The following is a 26,041-nucleotide window of genomic DNA, read 5'->3' as shown; positions in this document are numbered from 1 at the left end:
CGTCGGCGACCACGACGGCGGTCAGCCGGGATGTGACCCCGACGCTGCCGAACCCGGCTAGTTTCGGGTTCTCACACCGTGTCCAGCTTGGACGCTGCTCCCGCGTCGAGGAACCAGACCGTCGATTCTGTACCCAGTGCGCCGGCCGACGGGACGTCGTCGGAATCGGCCCCACCCACCGCAGCAGCGACGGCATCGGCCTTGTTCGCTCCCGAGACGAGCAACCACACGTGCTGTGCGCGGCGAACCGCGGGCAGCGTCAGGGTGATGCGCACCGGCGGGGGCTTGGGGGAGTCCTCGACCGCCACGACGAAGCGATGCTGCTCGCGCACCGCATCGGTGTGGGGGAAGAGCGAATTGATGTGGCCTTCGCCGCCCATGCCGAGGAGATGGACGTCGAACCGGGGCGTCGGCTCACCTTCGGATCCGGAATGCAGGATCTGCGCATACGTTGCCGCGGCCACCTCGGGGTCGCTTCCGTGCGGTCCGTCCGATGCGGCCATCCGGAACACCCGATCCGGATGGACATCGACGTGATCGAGCAGTGCCTCGGAGGCCTGAACCTCGTTGCGCTCGGGATCGCCCGAGGGCAGGAAGCGTTCGTCACCGAAATAGATGTCGACTCTGCCCCAGTCGATCGAGCCGGAGTCCGTACGCAGCGCCTCCAGCAATGCGATTCCGGTGCCGCCGCCGGTCAGCACCACCGACGCGGTGCCTCGCTCGGCCTGCGCGGCTGTGACCACGTCGACGAAGCGAGAGCGTGCTGCGTCGACCAGTGCCTGCGCGTCCAAGTACTGAAGTACCGATGTCTTACTCATAGCTCACTTTCGACAGTCCGTGCAGGGCGAGTTCGTAGATCTCGTCCGTGTCGAGTCTGCGTAATTCCTCGGCGAGGCACTCGCGTGTGTTTCGACGCGCCAATGCGACCTCGGCGTCGGGCTGTCCGGTGCGCCGCAGGGTTGCTGTCTTTCCGGTCTGCGGTCGCGTCAGCGAAATGCTGCTGTTCTCTCGGATCAGCTCCACCTTCAGCTCACCCGCCCGGCGGTAGACCGGCACGTCCAGTTTCGCCGCCAGCCAGCCGGCCAGGATGTCGAGTGCGGGCTCTTCGGCCAGTCCCGACACCGTGGCCGAGACGACGGCCTCGAACGGAGCCTGGTCGAGCGCGGTGGCCAACAGACCACGCCAGTAGGTGATGCGACTCCAGGAGAGATCGGTGTCGCCCTCGGTGTAGCTGCTGAGCCGTCCCTTGATCGTCGCGGTGGTATCGGGGGAGTTCGTCGCATCGGTGATCCGCCGAATTGCCAACCGCCCCAACGGATCCTTCGCCGGAACGGTCGGAGCCTCGTCCGGCCACCAGGCCACGATCGGGGTATCGGGCAGCAGGAACGGGATGACGACACTGTGTTCGTGGTCGGCGAGTTCGCCGTTCAGGCGCAACACGACGACCTCCGATGCACCGGCGTCGCCGCCCACCCGGATCTGCGCGTCGAGGCTCGACTCGGCCGACCGATCTCCGTGGATGAGCACGATGACGCGGCACGGATGCTCACGGCTCGCCTCGTTCGCTGCGTCGATCGCTCGTTCGGCCTTGGCCGGATCACGGCTGGCCACGATCAGAGTCAGTACCCGGCCGATGGTGACTGCACCGCCTGCATCACGCACCTCCACCAACTTCTTGCCGACCTCGGCCGTCGTCGTGGCGGGAATGTCGACAATCACGGTCTTCTCCATTCGCGTCCGGTGCGGTGCATCATCTCGTCACCCGAGGAAGGCCCCCAGGTACCGGCTTCGTACGGTTCCGCGGTGCCGCCGGAAGCCCAGAATTCCAGAATCGGATCGAGGATCTTCCACGACAGCTCCACTTCGGCATTGACCGGGAACAGTGACGGCTCACCGAGGAGCACGTCGAGGATGAGGCGCTCGTATGCCTCGGGAGAGGATTCGGTGAACGCCTGGCCGTAGCTGAAGTCCATGCTGACGTCGCGCACCTGCATGCTCGATCCCGGAACCTTGGAACCGAACCGCATCGTCACGCCCTCGTCGGGCTGGACCCGGATCACCAACGCATTCTGACCGAGTTCCTCGGTCATCGTAGCGTCGAACGGCAGGTGCGGAGCGCGCTTGAACACCATCGCGATCTCGGTGACTCGGCGCCCGAGTGCCTTGCCGGTACGGAGATAGAACGGCACGCCGCCCCATCGCCGCGTGTCCACCTCGAGGGTGATGGCAGCGTAGGTTTCGGTGTTCGACTCGGAGTCGAAACCCTCTTCCTCCTTGAGCCCCTTGACTTTCTGGCTGCCCTGCCACCCCGCGGAGTACTGACCGCGCGCCGAGGTTCGATCGAGTGGCTCGGCAAGTTTGGTCGCCGAGAGCACCTTGATCTTCTCCGATTGCAGCTCCTTGGGGTTGAAGCTGACCGGCTCCTCCATCGCGGTGATGGCGAGCAGCTGCAGAAGGTGATTCTGGATGACGTCACGGGCCGCACCGATTCCGTCGTAATACCCTGCGCGACCGCCCAATCCGATGTCCTCGGCCATCGTGATCTGAACGTGGTCGACATAGTGCGCGTTCCAGATCGGATCGAACAGCTGGTTCGCGAAGCGCAGTGCAAGGATGTTCTGCACCGTCTCCTTGCCCAGGTAGTGGTCGATGCGAAACACGGTGTCCTCGGGGAACACTCGGTTCACGACGGCGTTGAGCTCTTTCGCGCTCTGCAGGTCGTGGCCGAACGGCTTCTCGATGACCACGCGTCGCCAGTTGCCGTCCTTGCTCTGCGCCAGGCCCGAGCGCGACAGCTGTTCGAGGACGACGGGGAACGCGCTGGGCGGGATGGACAAATAGAAGGCGTGATTGCCGCCGGTGCCGCGGGTCTCGTCGAGTTCGGTCAGTGTTCGTGACAGCTCGTCGAACGCATCGTCGTCGTCGAAAGAGCCTTGGACGAACCGGAATCCCTCGGCGAGGGTGTTCCACACCTCCTCGCTGAACGGTGTCCGCGCGTGATCGCGCACGGAGTCGTGCACGATCTTGGCGAAGTCCTGGTTCTGCCATTCCCGCCGGGCAAATCCGACCAGGGCGAAACCGGGGGGTAGGAGCCCCCGGTTCGCCAGGTCGTACACCGCAGGCATGAGCTTCTTACGCGCGAGATCGCCGGTCACTCCGAAGATGACCATGCTGCACGGGCCCGCGATACGGGGGAGCCGCTTGTCTCGCGCGTCGCGGAGAGGGTTGAGCCAGTCCGCGGAATGGAGAGGTTCGGTTTCTGCGGTCGGCACAGTCGGTCAGCTCTTCTGACCTGCTTGGCGAAGCTGCTCGCCGGTGGCCTCGAGCAACTCGTTCCAGGCGGCCTCGAACTTCTGCACGCCTTCGTTCTCCAACGTCAGGAAGACATCGGTGATGTCGATACCGAGCGCCGAGATGCGGTCGAAGATCTCCTGCGATTCCGGTCCCTTGCCCGAGACGGTGTCGCCGACGACCTCGCCGTGATCGGCAACCGCGTCCATGGTCTTCTCCGGCATCGTGTTCACCGTGTTCGGCGAGACGAGCTCGGTGACGTACATGGTGTCGGGGTAGGCGTCGGACTTCACGCCGGTCGAGGCCCACAACGGACGCTGCGGACGTGCGCCACTGCCGACGAGCTCGCGGAACCGAGGAGCGACCTCGAAGATCTGCTGGTACGCCACGTACGCGAGACGAGCATTGGCCAGGGCGGCCTTGCCCTTGAGCGCCTCGGCATCGGGGGTACCGATCGCATCGAGCCGGGAATCGATCTCGCTGTCGACGCGGGAGACGAAGAACGACGCGACCGAGTGGATCTTGTCGAGGTCGTGGCCGGCCGCACGCGCGGCCTCCAGACCGTCGAGGTAGGCGTTCATCACCAGCTCGTAGCGCTCGACGGAGAAGATCAGCGTGACGTTGACGCTGATGCCCTCTCCGATCACCTTGGCGATTGCGGGAATCCCGTCCTCGGTCGCCGGGATCTTGATGAGCAGGTTCGGACGGTCGACGATCTTCCACAGTTCGACGGCCTGCTCGTACGTCTTGTCGGCATCGTGTGCCACGCGGGGGTCGACCTCGATCGATACCCGGCCGTCGACGCCTGCACTTGCCTCGTACTGAGGCATCAGGATGTCGCAGGCCTCGCGTACGTCGTCCGTGGTGACCGTGCGGATGGTGGTCTCGACGTCGGCACCTTCACCGGCGAGCTTGTTCACCTGCTCGTCGTACGCCTCGCCCTTGCTCAGGGCCGCCTGGAAGATCGACGGGTTGGTGGTCACTCCCACGACACTCTTGGTGTCGATGAGGTCCTTGAGGTTGCCCGAGCGGATGCGGTCACGGGACAGGTCGTCCAGCCATACCGAGATTCCGGCGGCGGAGAGTTCTGCAAGATTCTTGTTCTGGGTCATGAATTATCCCTTCACATTGGTGATGGAGCGCTGTGCGGCTGCCGTGACGGCCTCGGCCGTGAAGCCGAACTCGCGGAAAAGTGTTGCAGCGTCGGCAGATTCGCCGTAGTGCTCGAGCGAGATGATCTCGCCGAAGCCGCCGACGATCTTCCACCACGGCATCGCGATGCCGGCTTCGATCGACACTCGGGCCTTGACGGTGGGCGGGATCACCTGGTCGCGGTAGTTCTGATCCTGGCTCTCGAACCACTCGACGCACGGCATCGAGACGACGCGGGCGGCGATGCCCTGCGCCTCGAGCTGCTTCTGTGCCTCCACGGCGTACTGCAGCTCGGAACCGGTGCCGATCAGCACTACGTCGGGGGTCGCCTTGGACGAGTCGACGAGGATGTATCCGCCCTTGGAGACGCCCTCGTAGCTGGTGCCCTCGAGAATCGGGATGCCCTGACGCGTCAGTGCGAGGCCGACGGGTCCGCTGCTGCTGGACTTGGCCAACACTGCCTGCCATGCGAACGCGGTTTCGTTGGCGTCGCCGGGGCGTACCACCGAGAGGTTGGGGATGGCCCGCAACGCGGCGAGATGCTCGACCGGCTGGTGCGTCGGGCCGTCCTCGCCGAGGCCGACGGAATCGTGGGTCCACACGTAGATGGGGTCGATGTCCATCAACGACGCGAGCCGAACTGCCGGCCGCATGTAGTCGCTGAACTGCATGAACGTGCCGCCATAGGCGCGGGTCGGGCCGTGCATGACGATGCCGGACAGGATGGCACCCATCGCGTGCTCACGGATGCCGAAGTGCAGCGTGCGGCCGTACGGCTCGGCGTCCCAGTCGTCGGTGGAGATCGACGTGGGGCCGAAGGACTTCGCACCCTTGATGGTCGTGTTGTTGCTGCCCGCGAGGTCGGCCGAACCGCCCCACAATTCCGGCAGAACAGGTCCGACCGCGTTGAGGACCTCGCCCGATGCCGCACGCGTGGCGACGGCCTTGCTGCCGGGCTCCCAGGTGGGCAGAACGTCGGTCCAGTTCTCGGGCAGCGTGCCCTGGGTGAGGCGATCGAGCAGCTTCTTGCGCTCGGGCTCGCGCGCGGCCCATGCGTCGAATTCGACGGTCCACTCGGCGTGCGCCTTGCGGCCGCGTTCCTGCAGCTTGCGGGTGTGGCCGATGACCTCGTCGGTGACCTCGAAGGTCTTCGCGGGGTCGAAATCGAGGGCCTGCTTGACCTTCGCGATCTCCTCGTCGCCCAGTGCGGCACCGTGGACGGCACCGGTGTTCATCATGGTGGGAGCCGGGAAACCGATGATGGTGCGCAGCACGATGATCGACGGCTTGTCGGTGACGGCCTTGGCTGCCTCGACGGCCTCTTCGATCGCGGTGACGTTCTCGCCGCCCTCGACCACCTGCACGTGCCAGCCGTAGGCCTCGTAGCGTGCGGCCGTGTTCTCCGAGAGGGCGATGTCGGTGGAGTGCTCGATCGAGATCTTGTTGTCGTCGTAGAACAGGATCAGGTTGCCGAGCTGCTGAGTACCGGCCAGCGACGACGCCTCGGACGTCACGCCCTCTTCGATGTCGCCGTCGGAGGCGATCACGTAGATGAAGTGGTCGAACGGGCTCTCGCCCAGAGCGGGCTCGGGATCGAACAGGCCACGCTCGCGGCGCGCCGCCATGGCCATGCCCACGGCGGAGGCGAGTCCCTGACCGAGCGGACCGGTGGTGATTTCGACGCCGTCGGTGTGGCGGAACTCGGGGTGTCCGGGTGTCTTGGACTTGTAGGTGCGCAGCGCCTCGATGTCGGCGAGTTCGAGCCCGAAGCCGCCCAGGTACAGCTGCAGGTAGAGCGTCAGGCTCGAGTGGCCGCACGAGAGCACGAACCGGTCGCGGCCGATCCAGTGCGTGTCGGTGGGGTCGTGGCGCATGGTGCGCTGAAAAAGGGTGTAGGCGAGTGGAGCCAGGCTCATCGCGGTTCCGGGGTGGCCGTTGCCGACCTTCTGCACTGCGTCCGCTGCCAGAACACGAACGGTGTCGACCGCTCGGGTGTCCAGGTCCGTCCAGTCGCTCGGGTGGTGCGCCGTGGTGAGGACGTCAATATCGTCTGTGATCGACACGAGCAGAAATCTCCTGACATTCGTTCGAGTTGTGGCTCCGAGGAATCGTCGCTCGGCGGCGACTGCGATGCGCCTGGGTGGAGCACGCATGTGGTCGGTGCCGAAGGACGTCCTCCACCAGCCTAGTTCTGTCCGACCCTACTGTCGTGCCTTCCCCCGGGCGATTGCGCGCGGGTTACTCGTGGGCGACATATTCCTCACTTTGGGTGCCCTGCGAATTGGAGGTGCAAACCCCGCCGTCTACCATCGGTCGTAGTAGGCGCACGTTCGTCGGCTCCCGCGGTCGTGGTCGCGGCGGACCGCGCGTGCGCGCAGGCGCCGAAGTGTCGCCATGGAGAGTCAACCCGCGTGCCGGTGGCACGCGAGCAAGTGGCCGAGCGCCAGAGAACGACAGTCGTGCGAGGAGAAGCAGTGCGAATTGGGCAGCAGCCGGGCGGACACGGTTTCGCCGGCGGCCCCGGATTCGGAGCAGACGACACGGGTGAGCCCACGCAGGCCGCGCCGACGACGTCCGCCCCGCGCAGAGCATTCGCACTCTTTCTTGCGTATGTCGCGCTCACGAAGCCCCGGGTCATCGAACTCCTCCTCGTCACGACCATTCCGGCGATGCTGCTGGCCGACCGAGGAAACGTCGATCCGTGGCTGATTCTCACCACGCTCTTCGGCGGAATGCTGGCCGCGGCCAGCGCAAACACACTGAACATGGTGGTCGACGCAGACATCGACAAGGTGATGAAGCGCACCGAGAAGCGCCCACTCGCCCGCGGTGCCATGCCCGTCTCGCACGCGCTGATCTTCGGGCTCGTCCTGGGCGTGTTCTCGTTCTTCTGGCTGTGGGCCACCACGAATCTGCTCAGCGGTGTGCTCGCCGTCGTGACGATCTGCTTCTACATCTTCGTCTACACACTCGTGCTCAAGCGGCGCACCTCGCAGAACGTGGTGTGGGGTGGCGCGGCCGGTTGCATGCCGGTGATGATCGGTTGGTCCGCCGTGACCGGCACGATCGGGTGGCAGGCGCTGGTGATGTTCCTGGTCATCTTCCTGTGGACGCCGCCGCACACCTGGGCGCTCATGCTCCGCTACAAGGAGGACTACCAGGCCGCCAACGTGCCGATGCTGCCTGCGGTCGCCTCGGAAACGAAGGTCACCAAGCACATCGTGCTCTACGCGTGGGCCACCGTTGCCGCAACGCTCGCCTTGGCACCGGGCTCGGGCATCGTCTACGCGGCCGTCGCCGTGGCGTCGGGAGTGTGGTTCCTCGTCGTGGCGCACCGCCTGTACGCAGGCGTGCGAGCGGGAACTCCGGTCAAGCCCCTCAAGCTGTTCATTCTCTCCAACGAATACCTGGCACTGGTGTTCTGCGGCCTTGCCGTCGACTCGGTGCTCGGCTGGCAAACGCTCGCCCAGATCTTTTCCTGAGCGAGCGTCCGCCGAGATCCGGATCAGGGAACCAGAACGATGGACCCGGTCGTCCTGCGTGACTCGAGATCGATATGGGCCTGCGCCGCGTCCTCCAGCGCATAGCGCGCACCCACCTGGACGGTGAGCGCTCCGCTCGCCATCGCTGCGAACACGTCACCGGCCCGCCACTCCAGTTCGGCTCGGTCCCGTATGTGATGCGCGAGCGTGGGCCTGGTCAGGAACAGGGATCCTGCGCCGTTCAGCCGCTGCGGATCCATGGGCGGGACGGGACCGCTCGCCGCACCGAACAGAGCCAGCGTCCCTCTGATTCGGAGCGACGCCAGACTTGCCTCGAACGTGTCGGCGCCGACGCCGTCGTACACCGCATGGACGCCCTCGCCGTCGGTGATCTCGCGAACGCGTGCGGCGATGTCCTCGTCGTACCGAAGCACGTGCGCTGCGCCGGTCTGTTTCGACAGTTCGGCCTTCGCATCCGTGGAGACCGTGGTGATCACGTTCACGCCCTTGGTCACCGCCATCTGCGTCAACAGCAGTCCGACGCCTCCTGCGCCGGCGTGCACCAGGACGGTCTCACCAGGCTGGGCCGGGTAGGTGGATTCGATCAAATAGTGCGCCGTCATGCCCTGCAGCAGTGCCGAGGCGGCCTGATCGGCAGGAACGCCGTCGGGAACCGCGATGGCCGAGGAGGCGTCGACCAGGACGTACTCGGCGTAGCTACCCGGTGCTGCGGCCCAGGCGACACGATGTCCGGGCGCGAAGCCGGTGACGTCCGCTCCGAGTTGTTCGATCACCCCGGATCCCTCGTCGCCGGGAACGTACGGCAGCGCGCGGGGATACAGTCCGCGCCGAAAGTACGTGTCGATGTAGTTGATGCCGATGGCATCGATCCGGACCAGGAGTTGACCGGGTCCCGGCGTCGGTATCGGAACGTCGACGACGTTCATGACCTCGGGTCCGCCGGTGTTGTCTATTCGAATGGCACGCATGAACACCGTTCTACACGGACGCGTCGCGCCGGGGTGTGCAGATCCGCCTCATGCATCGACGTGGCTGAAGTTACCGATCAGTAACGACCGGACGGGGCGATGCAATGATCGTGGACTACCTCGGTATCGTGTCGGCATGGCTACCGAAATCGACAGTGCGGGCATCGAGAAGAACGAGTCGAACGAGGTTCCCAAGGGAACGCTCGCGGCCGTGAAGAGCTTTCTCGCCGACCACGGCAACTCTGCCAACGTGGTGATCCAGCCGATAGGTCGGGCCGGGACGCGGCTCACCATGGTCGGTGCCGATGGAGTGCTGGGGGACCAGGTGGTGGCGACCACCGCCATCGCCCGCGCCATCGTCGACGGTCTCGACCAGTTGACCGAGGCCGAATGGGACCGCGAGCTGGTCAGTTCGGTCAACCCGGCACCCGGACACCACGAGAAGATGGCCGGGTGGGTGGCGAATCAGAAGAAGTTCCCGAAGGCGCGCAACCAGGCGATCGTCTGAGCGGAGAAAAGTCGCAAAACTTGTTCGATTCGGCGGGAACCATCTCGGTACCCGGTGCGTCGAAGTCAGTGGAGGGGCAGTCGGCCATCTGAGGGGGAGGTCGGCTGCCCCTCCACCCTGTTCGAAGCTCGGCCGATCGTCAGGAGCGAACTGCAACGTCCTCGGCGGTCTCGATCTTCTCGGACGTTGCCGGCCCGCGAGTTCGGCAGGCCACCCAGACGGCCGCGGTGGCGGCTGTACACGCGCCCGCACCGGCCACGTGGAAGGCGACGAGCACGGCCGGAACCCCGGTGAAGTACTGGACCAGTCCGATCAGAGACTGCGCGAGCACCAGAGCGATCAGGACATTGAGCCGAAACGTGACCGCCTTCGGTGCACGGACCGCATACAGCGCGAATGCCAATCCGACGAGCAGAGCCAGGTAGCCGACCAAGAACTGGGAGTGCGCGTGCACCAGCGTCACGATCTCGATACCGAGACGCGGCACCGGCTCTTCGATGCTCTTGTCGCCCGCGTGCGGTCCGGCTCCGGTCACCATCGTGCCGGCGATCAGCACGCCCGTCAGTGCGATCCCGGACAGTCCCGTCAACGCCCGCAGAGCACCCGGCACCGTTGGCGTCGACTCCGACGGCGCGTCGCTCTCGCCGACCTTGGCGTACAGCAATGTGGCCAGCCACACCATCGCCATCGAGACGACGAGGTGAACGGCAACCGTCCACCACAGCAGTCCGGTCAGCACCGTGAATCCGCCGATCACGGCCTGCACGACGGTACCGAGTGGCATCAGCCACGCGAAGAACAGCACTTCCCGACGACGCCGCGCCCTGGTGACGGCGATGACGACAGCGGCAGCGGCGAGGACAACCACGAACGTGAGCAGACGATTGCCGAACTCGACCGCCTGGTGCAGGATCGGCACCTCGGACACCCCGACGGGAGTGAAGCTACCGGGGAAGCACTGCGGCCAGGTGGGGCACCCGAGACCGGATCCGGTGACGCGAACGACGGCACCGGTGACCGCGATGCCACCCTGCGTCAGGATCGCGATGAATGCCAGCACCCGCTGCACTCGAAGCGACGGCAAGGGCAGGAGATCGACGATGCGCAAGAACGCTCTGTACAGCACCCCACGATGGTAAACGCCGATCAACTACACAGCGTCGTTGGGTGGCGAGCGTGACTCAGGTGAACTTGAAGGTGCGCACGGCGAGCGTGCCGCACACCGCAGCCCACACCAGCAGCACGACCACGCCGAAGATGTCGAACGACGACGCCACACCTCTGCTCAGAGCCTCACCCAGCGCGCCGGACGGCACGATGCGTGCGACGTTCTGCAGTCCCTGGGGGATCTGGTCGTCAACGAACACCGCGCTGCCGATGCCCAGCATCACGAACCAGGCGATGTTCGCCAGCGCCAACACGATCTCCGCGCGCAGGGTGCCGCCCAGCAGCAGTCCCATCGACGCGAAGGTGACGGTTCCGAGAGCGATGATGACGGCCCCGAGCAACAGACCCGTGGCGCTCGGGCGCCATCCCAGAGCGACGCCGATCGAGCCGAGCAGAATCGACTGCAGAATCACCACGATCACCACGGCAGCGGATTTGCCGCCGATGATGCCCCACCGCGGAAGCGGTGTCGCCCCGAGCCTCTTGAGAGCGCCGTAGCGGCGGTCGAAGCCGACAGCGATCGCCTGGCCGGTGAACGCCGTCGACATGATGGCCACCATCATCACGGCCGGGACCACTCGGGCAACTCGGTCGGTGCCGAGTTCGCCGAAGGGCAACAGAGTCAATCCGATCAGCAATGTGATCGGGATGAACATCGTCAGCAGCAACTGTTCACCGTTGCGCAGCAACAACTTCAGTTCGAGGCGGGTCTGCGCGAGCAGCATGCGCGCAGCCGACGCGGGCTGCGGGCGAGGCGCGAACAGGCCCGTCTCGAATCGGTTGTCGGCGAGCCGGGCTTCTCTGCGCACGGTCACTTCCTCAATTCTCTGCCGGTCAGCTCGAGGAACACGTCCTCGAGGCGGCGCTGGTCGACCTGTAACTCGGTGGCCAACACGTCCTGCTGTGCACACCAGGACGTGACGATCACCAGAATCTGCGGCTCGATCACGCCCGAGACCACGTAGGAACCGGGCGTCGGTTCCGACGGTACGTAACCCGGGGGAAGAGCCGCGTCGAGCATGGACAGTTCGAGTCCCGGGGGTGCGGTGAAGCGCAGTTGGCCCTCGGCGCCCTGCTTGGTCAGCTCCGACGGTGTGCCCGAGGCGACGACGCGGCCGTTGTCGATGATCGTCAGCCGGTCCGCGAGCTGCTCGGCTTCGTCCATCAGATGCGTCGTGAGCAGTACGCCGACACCGTCGCGGCGTAGGGCGTCGATCAGCTCCCACACCAGCAACCGGGCCTGGGCGTCGAGCCCGGCGGTCGGTTCGTCGAGGAACACCAGTTCGGGCCGACCGACGATGGCGCAGGCCAGGGCCAGTCGCTGCTGCTGCCCACCGGAGAGCCGTCGGTAGGGGGTGCGGACGGCAGAGGTCAGGCCGAGGCAGTCGAGCAGCCACGCCGGGTCGAGTGGATCGGCCGAGTACGAGGCGACGAGTTGGAGCATCTCGCCGGCCTTGGAACCGGGGTAGGCACCTCCGCCCTGGAGCATGACGCCGATGCGCGGCCTCAACTGCGCCGACTGTGTCACGGGGTCCAGTCCGAGTACTCGGACCGAGCCGCTGTCGGGTACGACGAATCCCTCGCACATCTCGACGGTGGTGGTCTTTCCGGCACCGTTGGGGCCCAGCAGCGCGAGAACCTCGCCGGGACCGATGTTCAGGCTCAGTCCGTCCACGGCACTGACACCGTCGTACGACTTGCGTACGTCGGTCAGCTGCACGACAGGTTGCGCCGCGTCGGACGTCCCGGAGATCACGAGGACTCAGCGTATTCGTCGGTGCTGCGGTCGCGTGCCGGTGGTCCGGTGCGGATGGGCCACGGCATCCGGTTTCGGGTCAAGAGGTAGAGCACCGCGATCGTCAGGATGGTCATCACTGCGGCCTGCACGATCTGGAACGGCTGGTACTCACTGCCGTTCGGCATGAGGATCACGCTCACCAACGACGAGAAGGCGATGGCCGGACGCCGGAACGAGGGAGTCGTGGCCCACGCTGCCAGCGGAATCACCGCCCACAGCAGGTACCAGGGTTGCACCACCGGGAACAACAGCACGACGGCCCCGAGTGCGACGCCGAGTGCGCCGACCGGATGCAGGCGGCCGCGCAGGACGGCGATCAGCATGCGGACGACGATGATTCCCGCAACGACGGCTGCGATGGGGCGAGTGAGACCCAACACAGCGGTGGTGTGATCGCCGAGGCCGAGTAGCACGCCGACGAATCCTGTGCCGAGACCGAGGATCGTGGGGATCGACATCCAGCTGCGCACCACCCCGGCAGTACCCAGCGTGTTGATCCACCCGAAGCCGAGCCCACTGCCCAGGCTCACGGCGACTTGAACCGCGACGGCGATGGAGCCGAGCAGAAGCGCCGCGTACATCACCGATCTGAGGGTCCCGCCCCATCGCCTCGACAGTGCCATTCCCACGAAGCCGAGCGCGATGAGCGAGGGGATCTTGATCGTGGACGACAGCGCGATCAGGCCTGCTCCGCCGACCAGGAATGCGATATCGGTGCTGCGGAGAGAACCCGAACGCTCGATTGCGCGAAGCGCCAGTTCGGTACCGGCCAGCATGAGCCCGATCATCAGGGCCTCGTTGTGGATACCGGCCACCAGGTGGAACAGCAGCAACGGGTTCGCGGCACCGAGCCACAGTGCCGTCACCGACGCGACCCCGCAGCGTCGGGCGAGACGTGGCAGCGACCAGACGATCAGCGCGACGCCCACCAGCGCGAGCAGGCGATGAAGGAAGATGCCGGCGACGATGTTCTCGCCGGTCAGGTACGTGATTCCACGCCCCATCCACAGAAACAGCGGACCGTAGGGTGCCGGAGTCTCCCGCCAGATGTTGGGAACCGTTCGGGTCAGGACGTTGTCGGCCCCGAGTGCATCGACCGGACCGACCTCGTACGGGTCGAGTCCGCGCGCCGTGATCTCGCTCTGGGCCAGATAGGAGTAGACGTCGCGCGAGAACATCGGCGGTGCCACACACAACGGCAGGATCCACAGCAGCAGTGTGCGGTCCATCTGGGAACGGGTGAGCCGACGCGGGGTGTTTCCCGATCGCGTGCGTCCCAACGCGAATCTTCCCAACAGCAACCACGCGAGCACCACGATGACGGTTCCGGTCATCGTGACGGTCAGTGCGGTGGTCGCCATCCGGGACGGCAGGCTCAGAAGTCGGACACCTGCGATCGGGTTCTGCAGCACCGGCTGCGCACCCGCGCCGAGGGCGCCGATTGCCATCAGCAGCGCACCCGCGGCACCGAAACGACGGATGTTCCTGAGCTGGGTCGTCTCCGAGGGATTCAGCCCCGGTGCCTCCTGCTCGTCTCCGTGCAGGGTGGCGACCGCCCCGCCGGGAGGTGTCGGCTCCAGGCCGATGACTCGACGGGCGGGGACCACGACGAAACGCTGGACGAGCGCGCCCGGGGTGGACTTCGATGTGCCGGACGCCGAGGCGGACTCGGAACCGCTCGCGGAAGGTGAGCTCTCGGAACTGGGCTCACTGTCGGTCGATGGCACAGTGGGAGCGTAGCGGTGCACTCGCGCACGGCCTGCACCGTGCTCGGTGAGCGAGCCGCATAGGGCACCCTTGCTGGACCGGGTACCGCAATTCCGTCACACTGGTGTTGTGAAAACAACCGAGAGCTCGCTCGTGCGTCCGGGAAGTGTCGAGTCGTCGGCCACCGGCGCAGGCGTTTCGTCGGTGCGACCCACGTCGGCACCCGAGGGGCAGACGCGGAGCGCTGTGGTCACTCTGCTCCTCGAAGAGGGCCCCATCACCGCCTCCGACATCGGTACTCGACTGGGGTTGAGCGCGGCAGGTGTTCGACGTCACCTCGACGCACTCATCGACGCGGGCGAGGCCCGTATCACCACTCCCGCGGGTGCCCGGCAACGGGGCCGGGGTCGACCGGCGAAGCACTTCCAGCTGACTGCAGCCGGACGCAATCGTCTCGGCCACACCTACGACGATCTCGCCGGCGCCGCCATGCGGCAGCTGCGCAAGATCGGTGGAGACGCGGCCATCGAGACGTTCGCGCGGCAACGCGTCAACACCATCGTGGCCGACGTGGAGCCGGCGACGGGATCCGATGCGCATGCCGTGGAGGACGCCGCCGACCGAATCGCCGACGCGTTCAGCGCGGCCGGTTTCTCCGCCACCACCCGCCAGGTGGGCAACGGTGTGCAGATCTGCCAGCACCACTGCCCCGTGTCGCACGTCGCCTCCGAGTTTCCGGAGTTGTGCGAGGCGGAGCAGAACGCGTTCGCCGAGATCCTCGGCACGCACGTGCAGCGCCTGGCGACCATCGCCAACGGCAACTGCGCGTGCACGACGCACGTACCGCTGTCACCGACGCGGTACTCGAACACCGATAGTTCCGACAAGAAGACCCCCGACGCGCAGCCCCGCGTCGGAGAACGCCCACGCCTCCGGAAGGAGCCCGCATGACCGTCACACCAGACCAGGTGACACCCACCGCGCCGCTGACCCAGGACGAGACCATCGCCTCGCTCGGCACCTACGGATACGGCTGGGCCGACTCGGACGTAGCCGGTGAGAGCGCCAAGCGCGGTCTTTCCGAGGCCGTCGTTCGTGACATCTCGCAGAAGAAGAGCGAGCCCGAGTGGATGCTCGAGGCGCGGCTCAAGGCGCTCAAGACGTTCGAGCGCAAGCCGATGCCGAACTGGGGTTCCAACCTCGACGGCATCGACTTCGACAACATCAAGTACTTCGTGCGTTCCAGCGAGAAGCAGGCTGCAACGTGGGAAGACCTGCCCGAGGACATCAAGAACACGTACGACAAGCTCGGCATCCCCGAGGCGGAGAAGCAGCGCCTCGTCTCCGGTGTCGCCGCCCAGTACGAGTCCGAGGTGGTCTACCACTCGATCCGTGAGGATCTCGAGGCTCAGGGTGTGTTGTTCCTCGACACCGACACCGCCCTCAAGGAGCAGCCGGAGCTGTTCCGCGAGTACTTCGGCACCGTCATCCCCGCAGGCGACAACAAGTTCTCCGCACTGAACACCGCGGTGTGGTCCGGCGGATCCTTCATCTACATCCCGCCGGGCGTCCACGTGGACATCCCGCTGCAGGCCTACTTCCGGATCAACACCGAGAACATGGGTCAGTTCGAGCGGACGCTGATCATCGTCGACGAGGGTGCCTACGTGCACTACGTCGAGGGCTGCACCGCGCCGATCTACAAGTCGGATTCGCTGCACTCCGCCGTGGTGGAGATCATCGTCAAGAAGGGCGGCCGTTGCCGCTACACGACCATCCAGAACTGGTCGAACAACGTCTACAACCTCGTCACCAAGCGCGCCAAGGCCGAGGCAGGCGCAACGATGGAGTGGGTCGACGGCAACATCGGCTCCAAGGTCACCATGAAGTACCCGGCCGTCTGGATGACCGGTGAGTACGCCAAGGGTGAGGTCCTCTCGGTTGCGTTCGCAGGCCCGGACCAGCACCAGGACACCGGCTCGAAGATGCTGCACCTGGCCCCGCACACGTCCTCGAACATCGTCAGCAAGTCCGTCGCCCGCGGCGGTGGCCGGACGTCGTACCGCGGTCTGATCCAGATCAACAAGGGTGCGCACGGTTCGCGCTCGACGGTCAAGTGCGACGCGCTGCTCGTCGACACGATCAGTCGCTCCGACACGTACCCGTACGTCGACATCCGTGAGGACGACGTCTCGATGGGCCACGAGGCCACCGTCTCGAAGGTCAGCGACGATCAGTTGTTCTACCTGATGAGCCGCGGCATGACCGAGGACGAGGCCATGGCGATGGTCGTGCGCGGCTTCGTCGAGCCGATCGCTCGCGAACTGCCGATGGAGTACGCGCTCGAGCTCAACCGGCTCATCGAGCTGCAGATGGAAGGGTCGGTCGGATAAGTGAACAACCCCCTCACCGGAGTGATGGGTGCCGTGGCATCCGAAAACCCCGAGTCGGCCAAGGAAGACAAGTCGAAGCTCGTCGAGAACAAGGGCGCTCAGTTCACGTCCTACGACGTGAACGCGTTCGAGATTCCGTCCGGTCGTGACGAGCTCTGGCGTTTCACGCCACTGCGTCGGCTGCGTGGCCTGCACGACGGTTCCGCTGTCGCCGACGGGGCCGCTCAGGTCACCGTCGGTGCCCCGGAGTCAGTGGTCGTGGAGACCGTCGGCCGTGACGACGAGCGATTGGGCAAGGCCGGCGTTCCGGCCGATCGTATTGCCGCTCAGGCGTTCTCGGCATTCACCGAGGCCACGATCGTCTCCGTGCCGAACGAGGTCGAGGTGGCCGATCCGATCGAGATCACCGTCGACGGTCCCGGTGTCGACCACGTCGCCTACGGCCATGTGCAGATCAGGCTGGGTACGTTCGCTCGCGCCACCGTCGTGATCGACCAGCGGGGCAGTGGCACGTACGCCGAGAACGTCGAGTTCGTTCTCGGCGACAGCTCGCAGTTGCACGTCGTGCTGATCCAGGACTGGCAGTCCGACGCAGTGCACGTCGCGGCACACCATGCACTGCTGGGACGCGACGCCGTGCTGCGGCACTACAACGTCAGTCTCGGCGGCGATCTGGTGCGCATCAGCCCGACCGTGCGCTACAGCGCACCCGGTGGCGACGCGAACATGCTCGGTCTGTACTTCGCCGACGCGGGCCAGCACCTCGAGCAGCGTCTGCTCGTCGATCACTCGGCTCCGCACTGCAAGTCCAACGTGATGTACAAGGGTGCGTTGCAGGGTGAAGTGGGCCCGGGCAAACACGACGCGCACACCGTCTGGATCGGCGACGTTCTCATCCGCGCCGAGGCCGAGGGAACCGAGACCTACGAGCTCAATCGAAACCTGGTTCTCACCGACGGCGCGCGCGCCGACTCGGTACCGAACCTCGAGATCGAGACCGGGGAAATCGTCGGAGCAGGCCACGCCAGCGCTACCGGCCGTTTCGACGACGAGCAGCTGTTCTACCTGCGCGCTCGTGGCATCTCCGAGGAGGTCGCTCGCCGACTCGTCGTCCGCGGCTTCTTCCACGAGGTCATCGACAAGATTCCGGTCCCCGCCGTGCGCGAGCGTCTGGACGCTGCCATCGAGACCGAGCTCGCCGTCGTCGGCGCGTAGGTCTCACCCGAAACTTTCTCGACTGCACAAAGGAATTTGAAGATGTCCACACTCGAAATCCGCGATCTGCACGTCAGCGTCGCCAACTCCGACTCGACCGCGGAGCCCATCAACATCCTCAAGGGTGTCGACCTCACCGTGAAGTCCGGTGAGACGCACGCGATCATGGGGCCCAACGGCTCCGGCAAGTCCACGCTGTCCTACGCCATCGCAGGCCACCCCAAGTACGCGGTGACCTCCGGCACCATCACCCTCGACGGTGAAGACGTGCTCGAGATGAGCGTCGACGAGCGCGCCCGTGCCGGCCTCTTCCTGGCAATGCAGTACCCGGTGGAGGTGCCAGGCGTCTCGATGTCGAACTTCCTTCGTACCGCCGCCACCGCGGTGCGCGGTGAGGCCCCCAAGCTTCGGCACTGGGTCAAGGAAGCCAAGACCGCCATGAGCGAACTGGAGATCGAGGCCAACTTCCTCGAGCGCAACGTCAACGAAGGCTTCTCCGGTGGCGAGAAGAAGCGTCACGAAATCCTCCAGCTGGGGTTGCTCAAGCCGAAGATCGCCATCCTCGACGAGACCGACTCCGGCCTCGACGTCGACGCTCTGCGAGTGGTGTCCGAGGGCGTCAACAAGTACAAGGAGCGCGAGGAGGGCGGCGTGCTGCTGATCACGCACTACACCCGCATTCTGCGCTACATCAAGCCCGACTTCGTGCACGTGTTCGTCAACGGTGAGATCGTGAAGTCCGGCGGAGCGGAGCTGGCCGACGAGCTCGAGGCCAACGGATACGCCGGCTACACGCAGGCCGCGACCACCGGAGCATGAGCATGGCTGCACCGGCAGCTGTGGCGGTGGCGGCATCGTTCGATGTCGCCACGGTTCGCCGCGATTTCCCCATCCTCTCGCGCACCGTCCGTGACGGAAAGCCGTTGGTGTACCTCGATTCCGGTGCTACCTCGCAGCGGCCGGTGCAGGTACTCGACGCCGAGCGCGAGTTCCTCACCACCTGCAATGCCGCCGTTCACCGCGGGGCGCATCAGTTGGCCGAGGAGGCCACGGATGCCTACGAGGGTGCGCGCGCCGCCATCGCGTCGTTCGTCGGTGCCGACGTCGACGAGATCGTGTTCACCAAGAACGCGACCGAGTCGCTCAACCTGGTGACGTACGTGCTCGCCGATCAGCGGTTCGACCGGCACCTCGGTCCCGGTGACGAGATCGTCGTCACCGAACTCGAACACCATGCCAACCTCGTTCCGTGGCAGGAACTGGCAGCTCGAACCGGTGCCACGCTGCGCTGGTACGGCGTCACCGATGACGGTCGAATCGATCTCGACTCGCTCGAATTGTCCTCGGCCGTCAAGGTTCTCGCGTTCACGCATCAGTCCAACGTGACCGGCGCGGTCGCTCCGGTCGAGGAGTTGGTGCGTCGGGCCCGGGCTGTGGGCGCGCTGGTCGTCTTGGACGCGTGCCAGTCGGTGCCGCACATGAAGGTCGATTTCCACGCGCTCGATGTCGACTACGCCGCGTTCTCCGGTCACAAGATGCTCGGTCCCTCGGGAGTGGGCGTGCTGTACGGCAAGGCCGCACTCCTCGAGGCGATGCCTCCGTTCATCACCGGCGGTTCGATGATCGAGACCGTCACCATGGAGAAGACGACGTTCGCCGCGCCCCCGCAACGATTCGAGGCCGGCGTTCCGATGACCTCGCAGGTCGTCGGACTCGGCGCAGCTGTGCAATACCTGGAGAACATCGGCATCGATGTCATCGCCGCGCACGAGAAGTCCTTGGTCGCAGCAACTCTCGCCGAGTTCGCGAATATCGACGGTGTTCGCGTGATCGGACCGACGGAGAACGTCGACCGCGGTTCGGCGGTGTCGTTCGTGGTCGACGGCATTCATGCCCACGACCTCGGACAGATCCTGGACGACGAGGGCGTCGCCATCCGCGTCGGACACCACTGCGCGTGGCCCCTGCACCGTCGGTTCGGTGTCGCAGCGACGGCGCGCGCCTCGTTCGCTCTCTACAACACGGTCGAAGAAGTACAGGTGCTCGCACAGGCGATTCGCCGCGCGCAGTCGTTCTTCGGCACCACCGACAACGGCGGGGGAGGTCAGCGGTAGATGCGCATGGAACAGATGTACCAGGAAGTGATCCTCGATCACTACAAGCACCCGCACGGCCGCGGACTGCGCGAGCCTTTCGGCGCGGAGGTACACCACGTCAACCCCACCTGCGGCGACGAGGTGACCCTGCGTGTGCAGATCGAGGACGGCTCCGTGGCAGACGTCTCGTACGACGGCCAGGGCTGCTCGATCAGTCAGGCGGCAACATCGGTGCTCACCGATCAGGTCGTCGGCCTGAGCGTCGCCGATGCCCTGAAGACGGTCGACGCGTTCAGCGACATGGTCGGCAGCAGAGGTACCGTCGAAGGCGACGAGGACGTCATCGGTGACGGCATTGCGTTCGCCGGTGTGGCCAAGTATCCGGCTCGCGTGAAGTGCGCATTGCTGGGTTGGATGGCTTTCAAGGACGCGGTTGTTCAAGTAGTGGACGCAGATTCGACAGCTACGACGGGCGGGACCGCCCAGTCGGCACTTTCCGGAGGACAGCAATCATGACCGAAGCAACAGAGACGACTCCAGCCGTGACCACGACGCCGGTGGAACTGACGGCCGACGAGATCAAGGTGCTCGAGGACCTCGAAGAGGCGATGCGCGACGTCGTCGACCCCGAGCTCGGAATCAACGTCGTCGACCTGGGACTGGTGTACGACATCAAGATCGACGCCGACGACATCGTCACGGTCGACATGACGCTGACCTCGGCGGCATGCCCGTTGACCGATGTCATCGAGGATCAGGCTCGCGGCGCGCTCGTGCGCAGCGGACTGGCCGCCGACCTCAAGATCAACTGGGTCTGGATGCCGCCGTGGGGCCCGGACAAGATCACCGACGACGGTCGCGAGCAGCTCAGGGCCCTCGGCTTCACCGTCTGACCCACGGACCGGTCGGCCCCCTCACGCCCCTTTTGCTTCGTCGGCTTTGGAGTCGGCGGACTTGGCGGGGGTCGACTTCTTCGCAGCCGTCTTCTTGGCGGCCGCCTTCTTCGCCGGGGCTTTCTTCGCGGGTGCCTTCTTCGCCGGAGCGGATGTGGAAGACCCCGACTTCGCGTTCTTGCCTGCGGCCTCGACGCTGCGCTGCAAGGCCGCCACGAGATCCACGACCTCGGCATCCTCGCCGTCGTCGTCCTTCTCCGCCTCGGTGTGGATGACCTTCTCACCGCCGTTGGCGAGCGTCTCGTCGATCAGCTTGCGCAGTTCGATCTGGTAGTCGTCGGTGTACTCGGTGGGATCGAATTCCGAGGACATACTTTCCACCAGTGACGTCGCCATCTTCACTTCCTGCGGGCGCGCGGACGGCGCGTCTTCGAGCGAAGGAAACTCTGCCGCCCTGACTTCGTCCGGCCACAGCAATGTCTGAATCACCAGCACGTCGTCGCGCACGCGTAGTGCTGCCAGTCGGGTCTTCTGTCGCAGAGTGAAATGCACCAGCGCGGTGCGTTCGGTGTCCTCCAACGTCTCCCGAAGCAGCACGTAGGCCTTGGGTGACGCGGAGTCCGGCTCGAGGAAGTAACTCTTGTCGTAGAGGATCGGATCGATCTGCTCGGTCGGCACGAATTCGAGAACCGGAATTTCGTGCTTCTCCGCCGCAGGTAGCTTGTCGAAGTCGTCGTCGGTGAGAATGACGCGTTCGCCGTCGGGGGAGTCGTACGCCTTGTCGATATCGGCGAACTGTACCGACTTGCCGCATTCCTGACAGATGCGGTCGTACTTGATGCGCCCGCCGTCCTTCGCGTGCACTTGATGAAACCGAATGTCGTGCTGCTCGGTGGCCGAGTAGACCTTCACCGGAACGTTGACCAGTCCGAAGGCGATCGAGCCCTTCCAAATGCTGCGCATCTGTCCATGATCGCCGACCGGGCGCCCGCGTGTCGACCGTTGGCGCGAAACTCAGCCGCGTCCCGGAGTGCGCACTATCGTGCGCGCGATCGCGAGCCTGGCGGACCCAGGGAGCGTGGGAAACATTTTCAGCATCGCGGTCATCGTTCCGAAGGCGTCGTCGTGCCCGGACAGATACGAGCGCTGCAGTTCGACCGGGAGCGAGAAGAAGCTGGAGAAGAACTGGGGGACCATCTCGGGTTCGAGTGCCAGTGCCGTGCGCAGCCCGAGGTTGCGAAGCTTCTGAACCGTCCAGACGTGGACCGGTCGGATCGGGCGCGATCGTCCGCAGCCTCGGAATCTCTCGACGAGGTGATCCGCCGACGCCAGCGACGCCGCAACGCTGTACCCCGTGGCGGGATGCATCAAATTCGAGCGGGAACCGAACAGCACCGGTCCACCTCGCCCGGTGTGCAGCCGCGACCGCGGTGGCGGCTCGACCGAGAACCGCACTCGCTCGACGTCCTCGTTGCCGGTCGGTTCCAGGTTCCGGTGGGTGAGACGGTGGTGCAGCCGCGATCGAAGCAGTGCGAGTTCCAGCGGTGGTCGGCCGACCAGACAGGTCTCTTCGAGCAGGATCCGATCTCGGTCGAGCGCCACGGCGTAGAGGAAACTCGGGGCTTCACCTGGCCGAGCTCCGTTGTCGGTGCGCCAGTCCATGAACCAGGCGTCGGATCCTTCGAGGATCGGTTCGGCGCGGTCCCGGCTGACGACGATGCCGTATGCCGTCTGCTGTGCGAGGTCGCGCGAATCGAGCGTGCCGCGGGCGTCGACGACGTGGCGAGCATCGACGATGGTGCCGTCGGCGGTCGTCACCCGGGAACCGGTGACGTCCACGGCCGTCCCCGCCAGCACGCGCACGCGGTCGAGGGACAAGGTCGCTTGCAGTGCAGGTGTGTCCAGCACACAGTACGTCCGGTCGATGATCCGATGGCGATCGGTCCACACCGCCGGCTTCTGTGCAGTCGAGGCGACAGCGGTCTGAGGCAACCACGACGGCAACTCGTCGGCCCAGGCGGAATACGTCGGTGTCCAGGTGCGCGACGGGTGTGGATCGAGCGCGAGCACATCGAGTCCGGCCTCGGCACACCGATGGGCGACAGCCCGCCCCGCGGGACCGAGTCCGACGACGGCGATGTCGGCCGAAAAATCGTTCACATTCCGCCGGTGGCGAGCAAACCACCGTCCACGCGCACGGTCTCCCCGGTGATCCAGGACGACGCGTCCGACACCAGGAAGGCCACCAGGGCCGCTACGTCCTCCGGGTTTCCGAGGCGCTTCATCGGGTAGCCGGCCGCTGCCGCGTCTTCTCCATTGGCGACGAGAGCCTCGGCGAACTTCGTCTTCACCACGCCCGGTGCCACGGCATTGACGCGAATCTCCGGGCCGAGCTGCCAGGCGAGCTCCTCGGTGAGACGGATCAGAGCGGCCTTGGACGCGCCGTACGCGGCGATCACGCCGGTGGAGCGGATGCCTGCCACGCTGGCGATGTTGACGATCGCGCCGCCGTGCTCGCCCATCCAGGCATGGAACGCCTGCTGGACGAAGCCGAGAGTACCCACGACGTTCGTGTCGAAGATCTTGCTCACGCCGGCCAGGTCGGCATCCATCAGCGAGCCGTAGACCGGGTTGATGCCGGTGTTGTTGACCAGGATGTCCAGCGAACCGAAAGTCTCCACAGTGCTCGCCACCGCGGTGCGTCGGTGCTCCGGGTCGCCTGCATTACCGTCGATCGCGAGCACGGAATCGCCGAGTTCCGCTGCCGCCGCAACCAGAGGTTCGCGCTTGCGAGCGGTGATGGCGACGTTCGCGCCGCGAGCGAGCAGTTCCGCGGCGATGGCCTTTCCGATGCCACGGCTGCCGCCGGTGACGAGTGCGGTGCGCCCGGTGAGGTCGGGGATCGGCGCGCTGGAAGAGCTGACTGTTTCGGGGGCGTCGGTCATCGATCAGACGTTACCGGTGTCACCGTCGTTCCTGGGTGAGGGCCCGTGAATGCTGAGCTAAAATGGGGGTTTGCTGTGCCGTTCGGCGGCGCACCTAAAGTTCGCCCGTCGGTCGACGGGCAACGATCTTGTTCGGCAATCGCTAGGAGCTCACGCGTGATCACCGCCACCGACCTGGAAGTTCGTGCCGGTGTGCGGACCCTTCTGTCCACCGAGGGGCCCGCGCTCCGCGTACAGGCAGGCGACCGCATCGGGCTGGTGGGTCGCAACGGTGCAGGCAAAACCACCACTCTGCGCATCCTGGCGGGCGAAGGCGAGCCCTACGCGGGCGAGGTCGTGCGCACCGGAGAGCTCGGCTATCTGCCGCAGGATCCCAAAGAAGGCGACCTCGACGTACTGGCCAAGGACCGGGTGCTCTCGGCCCGGGGCCTGGACACTCTCCTGCACAAGATGGAGAAGCAGCAGGCACTGATGGCCGAGGTGGCCGACGAGGCGCTGCTCGACAAGGCCGTCCGCAAATACGGCGAACTCGAAGAACGTTTCGCCTCCCTCGGCGGCTACGAAGCCGAGAGCGAAGCGGCCCGCATCTGCAACAGCCTCGGACTGGCCGACCGCATCCTCGGCCAACCGCTGCGGACCCTGTCCGGTGGTCAGCGCCGACGCGTCGAACTGGCTCGGATTCTGTTCGCCGCGTCCGACGGCAGTGGCGGACGCTCGAACACCACCTTGCTGCTCGACGAGCCCACCAACCACCTCGACGCCGACTCCATCACCTGGCTGCGGGGATTCCTGCAGAACCACGAGGGCGGACTCATCGTGATCAGTCACGATGTCGAACTACTCGGAGACGTGGTGAACAGGGTGTGGTTCCTCGACGCCGTGCGCGGCGAAGCCGACATCTACAACATGAACTGGAAGAAGTACCTCGACGCCCGCGCCACGGACGAGCAGCGCCGCCGCCGCGAGCGCGCCAACGCGGAGAAGAAGGCCGGAGCATTGCGCGTACAGGCCGCCAAGATGGGGGCCAAGGCAACGAAAGCCGTTGCGGCACAGAACATGGCGAAGCGCGCGGACAAGCTGATGGCCAACCTCGATGCGGAGCGCGTATCCGACAAGGTGGCGCACATTCGCTTTCCTGAGCCTGCCCCCTGCGGCAAGACACCGTTGATGGCCAAGAACCTGACCAAGATGTACGGGTCGCTGGAGATCTTTGCCGGCGTCGATCTGGCGATCGACCGGGGGAGCCGCGTGGTGGTGCTCGGGCTCAACGGTGCCGGTAAGACGACACTGCTGCGCATTCTGGCCGGAACCGAGAAGGCCGACACCGGAGAGATCGAACCCGGCCACGGCATGCGCGTAGGTTACTTCGCCCAGGAGCACGACACCCTCGACGACATGGCGTCGGTGTGGGAGAACATCCGGCACGCGGCACCCGACACCGGCGAGCAGGAACTGCGGTCGCTGCTCGGAGCCTTCATGTTCACCGGCCCCCAGCTCGACCAGCCGGCAGGAACATTGTCCGGTGGCGAGAAGACCCGCCTGGCACTCGCCGGGTTGGTGTCCTCCGCGGCGAACGTTCTCCTGCTCGACGAACCGACCAACAACCTCGACCCGATCTCCCGCGAGCAGGTCCTCGACGCGCTCCGCAGCTACAAGGGCGCCGTCGTACTGGTGACCCACGATCCCGGTGCCGCCGAAGCGCTCTCACCCGAACGAGTGATTCTGCTTCCCGACGGCACCGAGGACCATTGGTCGCAGGAATACCTGGAACTGATCCAGCTCGCCTAGACGGGCGGGTTCAGTCCTGCCTGCGGACCGATTCCTCGACCAGGTCCAGGATCGCTGCGAGGTTCGACCCGCCGTGGCCGGACGCGATGCGGGCCACCAGGCCGTCGAGCACGAGATCGAGGTAGTCGGCGAGGACGTCGTTGGGTACGTCGTCGCGCAGTCTTCCTGCGGTCTTCTGACGCTCGAGCCGTCCGAGTGTCGCGTCGGTCAGCTCCGCAGAGCGTTCGGCCCAGCTGGTCCGGAAGTCCGCGTCCGTGCGCAATCGCCGGGTGATCTCGAGCCGCGTTCCGAGCCACTCGAATTGTTCGGGTTGCGCCAGCATGTCTCGCATCACCTGCACCAGACCCTGGGTGGCAGCGACCTCGGCCATGCGTCGGGCATCTTCCTGTGCCAGCGCGAGGAAGAGTCCGTCCTTGTCCTTGAAGTGGTGGAATATGGCTCCGCGCGACAGGCCGGTGGCCTCTTCGAGACGCCGTACTGTCGCGCCTTCGTAACCGAACTCGCCGAAGCACTTACGCGCGCCGTCGAGAATTTCGCTTCGACGGGCAGCCAGGTGGTCTTCGCTGACCTTGGGCACGTGTGGGTTTCCTACTTTCGATGAGGGCCTCGACCGATAC

At 65.7% G+C, this 26,041-nt stretch carries 24 protein-coding genes; 10 read left to right on the top strand and 14 right to left on the bottom strand.

Annotated elements, in window-relative coordinates:
* Positions 1-71: 71 nt before the first annotated feature.
* Genes pgl through tkt form a run of 5 tightly spaced genes read right to left on the bottom strand, consistent with a single transcriptional unit; the run spans position 72 to position 6,506 of the window.
* The gene (gene pgl, locus CH251_RS22680; protein WP_094615172.1) at positions 72-818 is read right to left on the bottom strand and encodes a 6-phosphogluconolactonase; all 747 of its coding nucleotides are present in this window, start codon (positions 816-818) and stop codon (positions 72-74) included.
* Positions 811-1,719 (bottom strand): glucose-6-phosphate dehydrogenase assembly protein OpcA, encoded by a 909-nt coding sequence (opcA, locus tag CH251_RS22675; RefSeq protein ID WP_179273351.1) that lies wholly within the window; start codon positions 1,717-1,719, stop codon positions 811-813. Before opcA ends, pgl begins: the two co-directional genes overlap by 8 nt.
* Positions 1,716-3,272: a glucose-6-phosphate dehydrogenase gene (zwf, locus tag CH251_RS22670; RefSeq protein ID WP_094615170.1), complete on the bottom strand. Its 1,557-nt coding sequence runs from the start codon at positions 3,270-3,272 to the stop codon at positions 1,716-1,718. Before zwf ends, opcA begins: the two co-directional genes overlap by 4 nt.
* Before the next feature lie 6 nt (positions 3,273-3,278).
* Entirely contained in the window at positions 3,279-4,403 is a 1,125-nt protein-coding gene (gene tal, locus CH251_RS22665) for a transaldolase (RefSeq protein ID WP_094615169.1), read from the bottom strand.
* Positions 4,404-4,406: 3 nt separating this feature from the next.
* Positions 4,407-6,506 (bottom strand): transketolase, encoded by a 2,100-nt coding sequence (gene tkt, locus CH251_RS22660; RefSeq protein ID WP_094615328.1) that lies wholly within the window; start codon positions 6,504-6,506, stop codon positions 4,407-4,409.
* A gap of 411 nt (positions 6,507-6,917) precedes the next feature.
* Here tkt and CH251_RS22655 point away from each other — a divergent pair, with 411 nt between their 5' ends.
* Complete coding sequence (locus CH251_RS22655; protein ID WP_094615327.1) at positions 6,918-7,925, top strand: heme o synthase; 1,008 nt, start codon at positions 6,918-6,920, stop codon at positions 7,923-7,925.
* A gap of 23 nt (positions 7,926-7,948) precedes the next feature.
* Here CH251_RS22655 and CH251_RS22650 read toward each other — a convergent pair whose 3' ends face one another.
* Positions 7,949-8,914, bottom strand: coding sequence for a quinone oxidoreductase (locus CH251_RS22650; protein WP_094615168.1), 966 nt, complete (start codon positions 8,912-8,914; stop codon positions 7,949-7,951).
* Between the two features lie 136 nt (positions 8,915-9,050).
* Here CH251_RS22650 and CH251_RS22645 point away from each other — a divergent pair, with 136 nt between their 5' ends.
* Positions 9,051-9,422 (top strand): hypothetical protein, encoded by a 372-nt coding sequence (locus CH251_RS22645; protein WP_037189371.1) that lies wholly within the window; start codon positions 9,051-9,053, stop codon positions 9,420-9,422.
* A 139-nt stretch (positions 9,423-9,561) separates the two neighbouring features.
* Here the strand turns inward: CH251_RS22645 and CH251_RS22640 are convergent, their stop codons facing one another.
* The 4 genes from CH251_RS22640 to mptB are packed head-to-tail and all read right to left on the bottom strand — an operon-like array spanning position 9,562 to position 13,994.
* A complete protein-coding gene (locus CH251_RS22640) occupies positions 9,562-10,548 on the bottom strand; it encodes a heme A synthase (protein WP_094615167.1) in 987 nt (328 codons plus the stop codon).
* A 55-nt stretch (positions 10,549-10,603) separates the two neighbouring features.
* A complete protein-coding gene (locus CH251_RS22635) occupies positions 10,604-11,398 on the bottom strand; it encodes an ABC transporter permease (RefSeq protein WP_373454986.1) in 795 nt (264 codons plus the stop codon).
* 2 nt (positions 11,399-11,400) lie between these two features.
* Complete coding sequence (locus CH251_RS22630; RefSeq protein ID WP_256979243.1) at positions 11,401-12,345, bottom strand: ABC transporter ATP-binding protein; 945 nt, start codon at positions 12,343-12,345, stop codon at positions 11,401-11,403.
* Positions 12,342-13,994 carry a polyprenol phosphomannose-dependent alpha 1,6 mannosyltransferase MptB gene (mptB, locus tag CH251_RS22625; RefSeq protein WP_094615165.1) on the bottom strand — a complete coding sequence of 551 codons (1,653 nt, stop codon included), beginning with the start codon at positions 13,992-13,994 and terminating at the stop codon, positions 12,342-12,344. Before mptB ends, CH251_RS22630 begins: the two co-directional genes overlap by 4 nt.
* A gap of 304 nt (positions 13,995-14,298) precedes the next feature.
* On the opposite strand from mptB, the gene CH251_RS22620 reads away from it, so the two are divergent.
* From CH251_RS22620 to CH251_RS22590, 7 genes are read left to right on the top strand one after another with little or no spacing between them, the layout of a single operon-like run.
* On the top strand, positions 14,299-15,045 hold the full coding sequence (locus CH251_RS22620; RefSeq protein ID WP_373454985.1) for a helix-turn-helix transcriptional regulator: 747 nt from the start codon (positions 14,299-14,301) through the stop codon (positions 15,043-15,045).
* On the top strand, positions 15,042-16,487 hold the full coding sequence (sufB, locus tag CH251_RS22615) for a Fe-S cluster assembly protein SufB (protein ID WP_032377835.1): 1,446 nt from the start codon (positions 15,042-15,044) through the stop codon (positions 16,485-16,487). The genes CH251_RS22620 and sufB overlap by 4 nt, the downstream gene beginning before the upstream one ends.
* A 24-nt stretch (positions 16,488-16,511) precedes the next feature.
* Positions 16,512-17,702: a Fe-S cluster assembly protein SufD gene (gene sufD / locus CH251_RS22610; protein ID WP_094615324.1), complete on the top strand. Its 1,191-nt coding sequence runs from the start codon at positions 16,512-16,514 to the stop codon at positions 17,700-17,702.
* A 42-nt stretch (positions 17,703-17,744) separates the two neighbouring features.
* Complete coding sequence (sufC, locus tag CH251_RS22605) at positions 17,745-18,521, top strand: Fe-S cluster assembly ATPase SufC (RefSeq protein WP_094615164.1); 777 nt, start codon at positions 17,745-17,747, stop codon at positions 18,519-18,521.
* A gap of 2 nt (positions 18,522-18,523) precedes the next feature.
* The gene (locus CH251_RS22600) at positions 18,524-19,816 is read left to right on the top strand and encodes a cysteine desulfurase (RefSeq protein WP_094615163.1); all 1,293 of its coding nucleotides are present in this window, start codon (positions 18,524-18,526) and stop codon (positions 19,814-19,816) included.
* Positions 19,817-20,314: a Fe-S cluster assembly sulfur transfer protein SufU gene (gene sufU / locus CH251_RS22595; RefSeq protein WP_094615162.1), complete on the top strand. Its 498-nt coding sequence runs from the start codon at positions 19,817-19,819 to the stop codon at positions 20,312-20,314. It abuts the gene before it with no gap.
* Entirely contained in the window at positions 20,311-20,691 is a 381-nt protein-coding gene (locus CH251_RS22590; RefSeq protein ID WP_008716491.1) for a metal-sulfur cluster assembly factor, read from the top strand. Before sufU ends, CH251_RS22590 begins: the two co-directional genes overlap by 4 nt.
* 21 nt (positions 20,692-20,712) lie before the next feature.
* Here CH251_RS22590 and CH251_RS22585 read toward each other — a convergent pair whose 3' ends face one another.
* The 3 genes from CH251_RS22585 to CH251_RS22575 are packed head-to-tail and all read right to left on the bottom strand — an operon-like array spanning position 20,713 to position 23,636.
* Positions 20,713-21,654, bottom strand: a complete 942-nt coding sequence (locus tag CH251_RS22585) for a Ku protein (RefSeq protein WP_094615161.1) — start codon at positions 21,652-21,654, stop codon at positions 20,713-20,715.
* A 51-nt stretch (positions 21,655-21,705) separates the two neighbouring features.
* Complete coding sequence (locus tag CH251_RS22580) at positions 21,706-22,851, bottom strand: lycopene cyclase family protein (RefSeq protein WP_094615160.1); 1,146 nt, start codon at positions 22,849-22,851, stop codon at positions 21,706-21,708.
* Positions 22,848-23,636: an SDR family oxidoreductase gene (locus tag CH251_RS22575; protein ID WP_094615159.1), complete on the bottom strand. Its 789-nt coding sequence runs from the start codon at positions 23,634-23,636 to the stop codon at positions 22,848-22,850. The genes CH251_RS22580 and CH251_RS22575 overlap by 4 nt, the downstream gene beginning before the upstream one ends.
* Before the next feature lie 156 nt (positions 23,637-23,792).
* Here CH251_RS22575 and CH251_RS22570 point away from each other — a divergent pair, with 156 nt between their 5' ends.
* On the top strand, positions 23,793-25,424 hold the full coding sequence (locus CH251_RS22570; protein WP_094615158.1) for an ABC-F family ATP-binding cassette domain-containing protein: 1,632 nt from the start codon (positions 23,793-23,795) through the stop codon (positions 25,422-25,424).
* A 10-nt stretch (positions 25,425-25,434) separates the two neighbouring features.
* Here the strand turns inward: CH251_RS22570 and CH251_RS22565 are convergent, their stop codons facing one another.
* Positions 25,435-26,001: a TetR/AcrR family transcriptional regulator gene (locus CH251_RS22565; protein ID WP_094615157.1), complete on the bottom strand. Its 567-nt coding sequence runs from the start codon at positions 25,999-26,001 to the stop codon at positions 25,435-25,437.
* Positions 26,002-26,041 lie beyond the last annotated feature (40 nt).

Origin of the sequence: Rhodococcus sp. 06-462-5 (genome assembly GCF_002258315.1) — a bacterium.
GTDB lineage: Bacteria > Actinomycetota > Actinomycetes > Mycobacteriales > Mycobacteriaceae > Rhodococcoides.
Note: the sequence above shows the minus strand (reverse complement) of the source record. Positions and strands in the feature narration are given on the sequence as shown.

Coding starts and splice junctions, on each gene's coding strand:
- sufB (WP_032377835.1), top strand. CDS start 15,042: ATGACCGTCACACCAGACCAGGTGACACCCACCGCGCCGCTGACCCAG.
- sufC (WP_094615164.1), top strand. CDS start 17,745: ATGTCCACACTCGAAATCCGCGATCTGCACGTCAGCGTCGCCAACTCC.
- tal (WP_094615169.1), bottom strand. CDS start 4,403: ATGACCCAGAACAAGAATCTTGCAGAACTCTCCGCCGCCGGAATCTCG.
- CH251_RS22585 (WP_094615161.1), bottom strand. CDS start 21,654: ATGCGCAGCATTTGGAAGGGCTCGATCGCCTTCGGACTGGTCAACGTT.
- CH251_RS22645 (WP_037189371.1), top strand. CDS start 9,051: ATGGCTACCGAAATCGACAGTGCGGGCATCGAGAAGAACGAGTCGAAC.
- sufU (WP_094615162.1), top strand. CDS start 19,817: ATGCGCATGGAACAGATGTACCAGGAAGTGATCCTCGATCACTACAAG.
- CH251_RS22600 (WP_094615163.1), top strand. CDS start 18,524: ATGGCTGCACCGGCAGCTGTGGCGGTGGCGGCATCGTTCGATGTCGCC.
- CH251_RS22575 (WP_094615159.1), bottom strand. CDS start 23,636: ATGACCGACGCCCCCGAAACAGTCAGCTCTTCCAGCGCGCCGATCCCC.
- CH251_RS22590 (WP_008716491.1), top strand. CDS start 20,311: ATGACCGAAGCAACAGAGACGACTCCAGCCGTGACCACGACGCCGGTG.
- sufD (WP_094615324.1), top strand. CDS start 16,512: ATGGGTGCCGTGGCATCCGAAAACCCCGAGTCGGCCAAGGAAGACAAG.
- CH251_RS22650 (WP_094615168.1), bottom strand. CDS start 8,914: ATGCGTGCCATTCGAATAGACAACACCGGCGGACCCGAGGTCATGAAC.
- pgl (WP_094615172.1), bottom strand. CDS start 818: ATGAGTAAGACATCGGTACTTCAGTACTTGGACGCGCAGGCACTGGTC.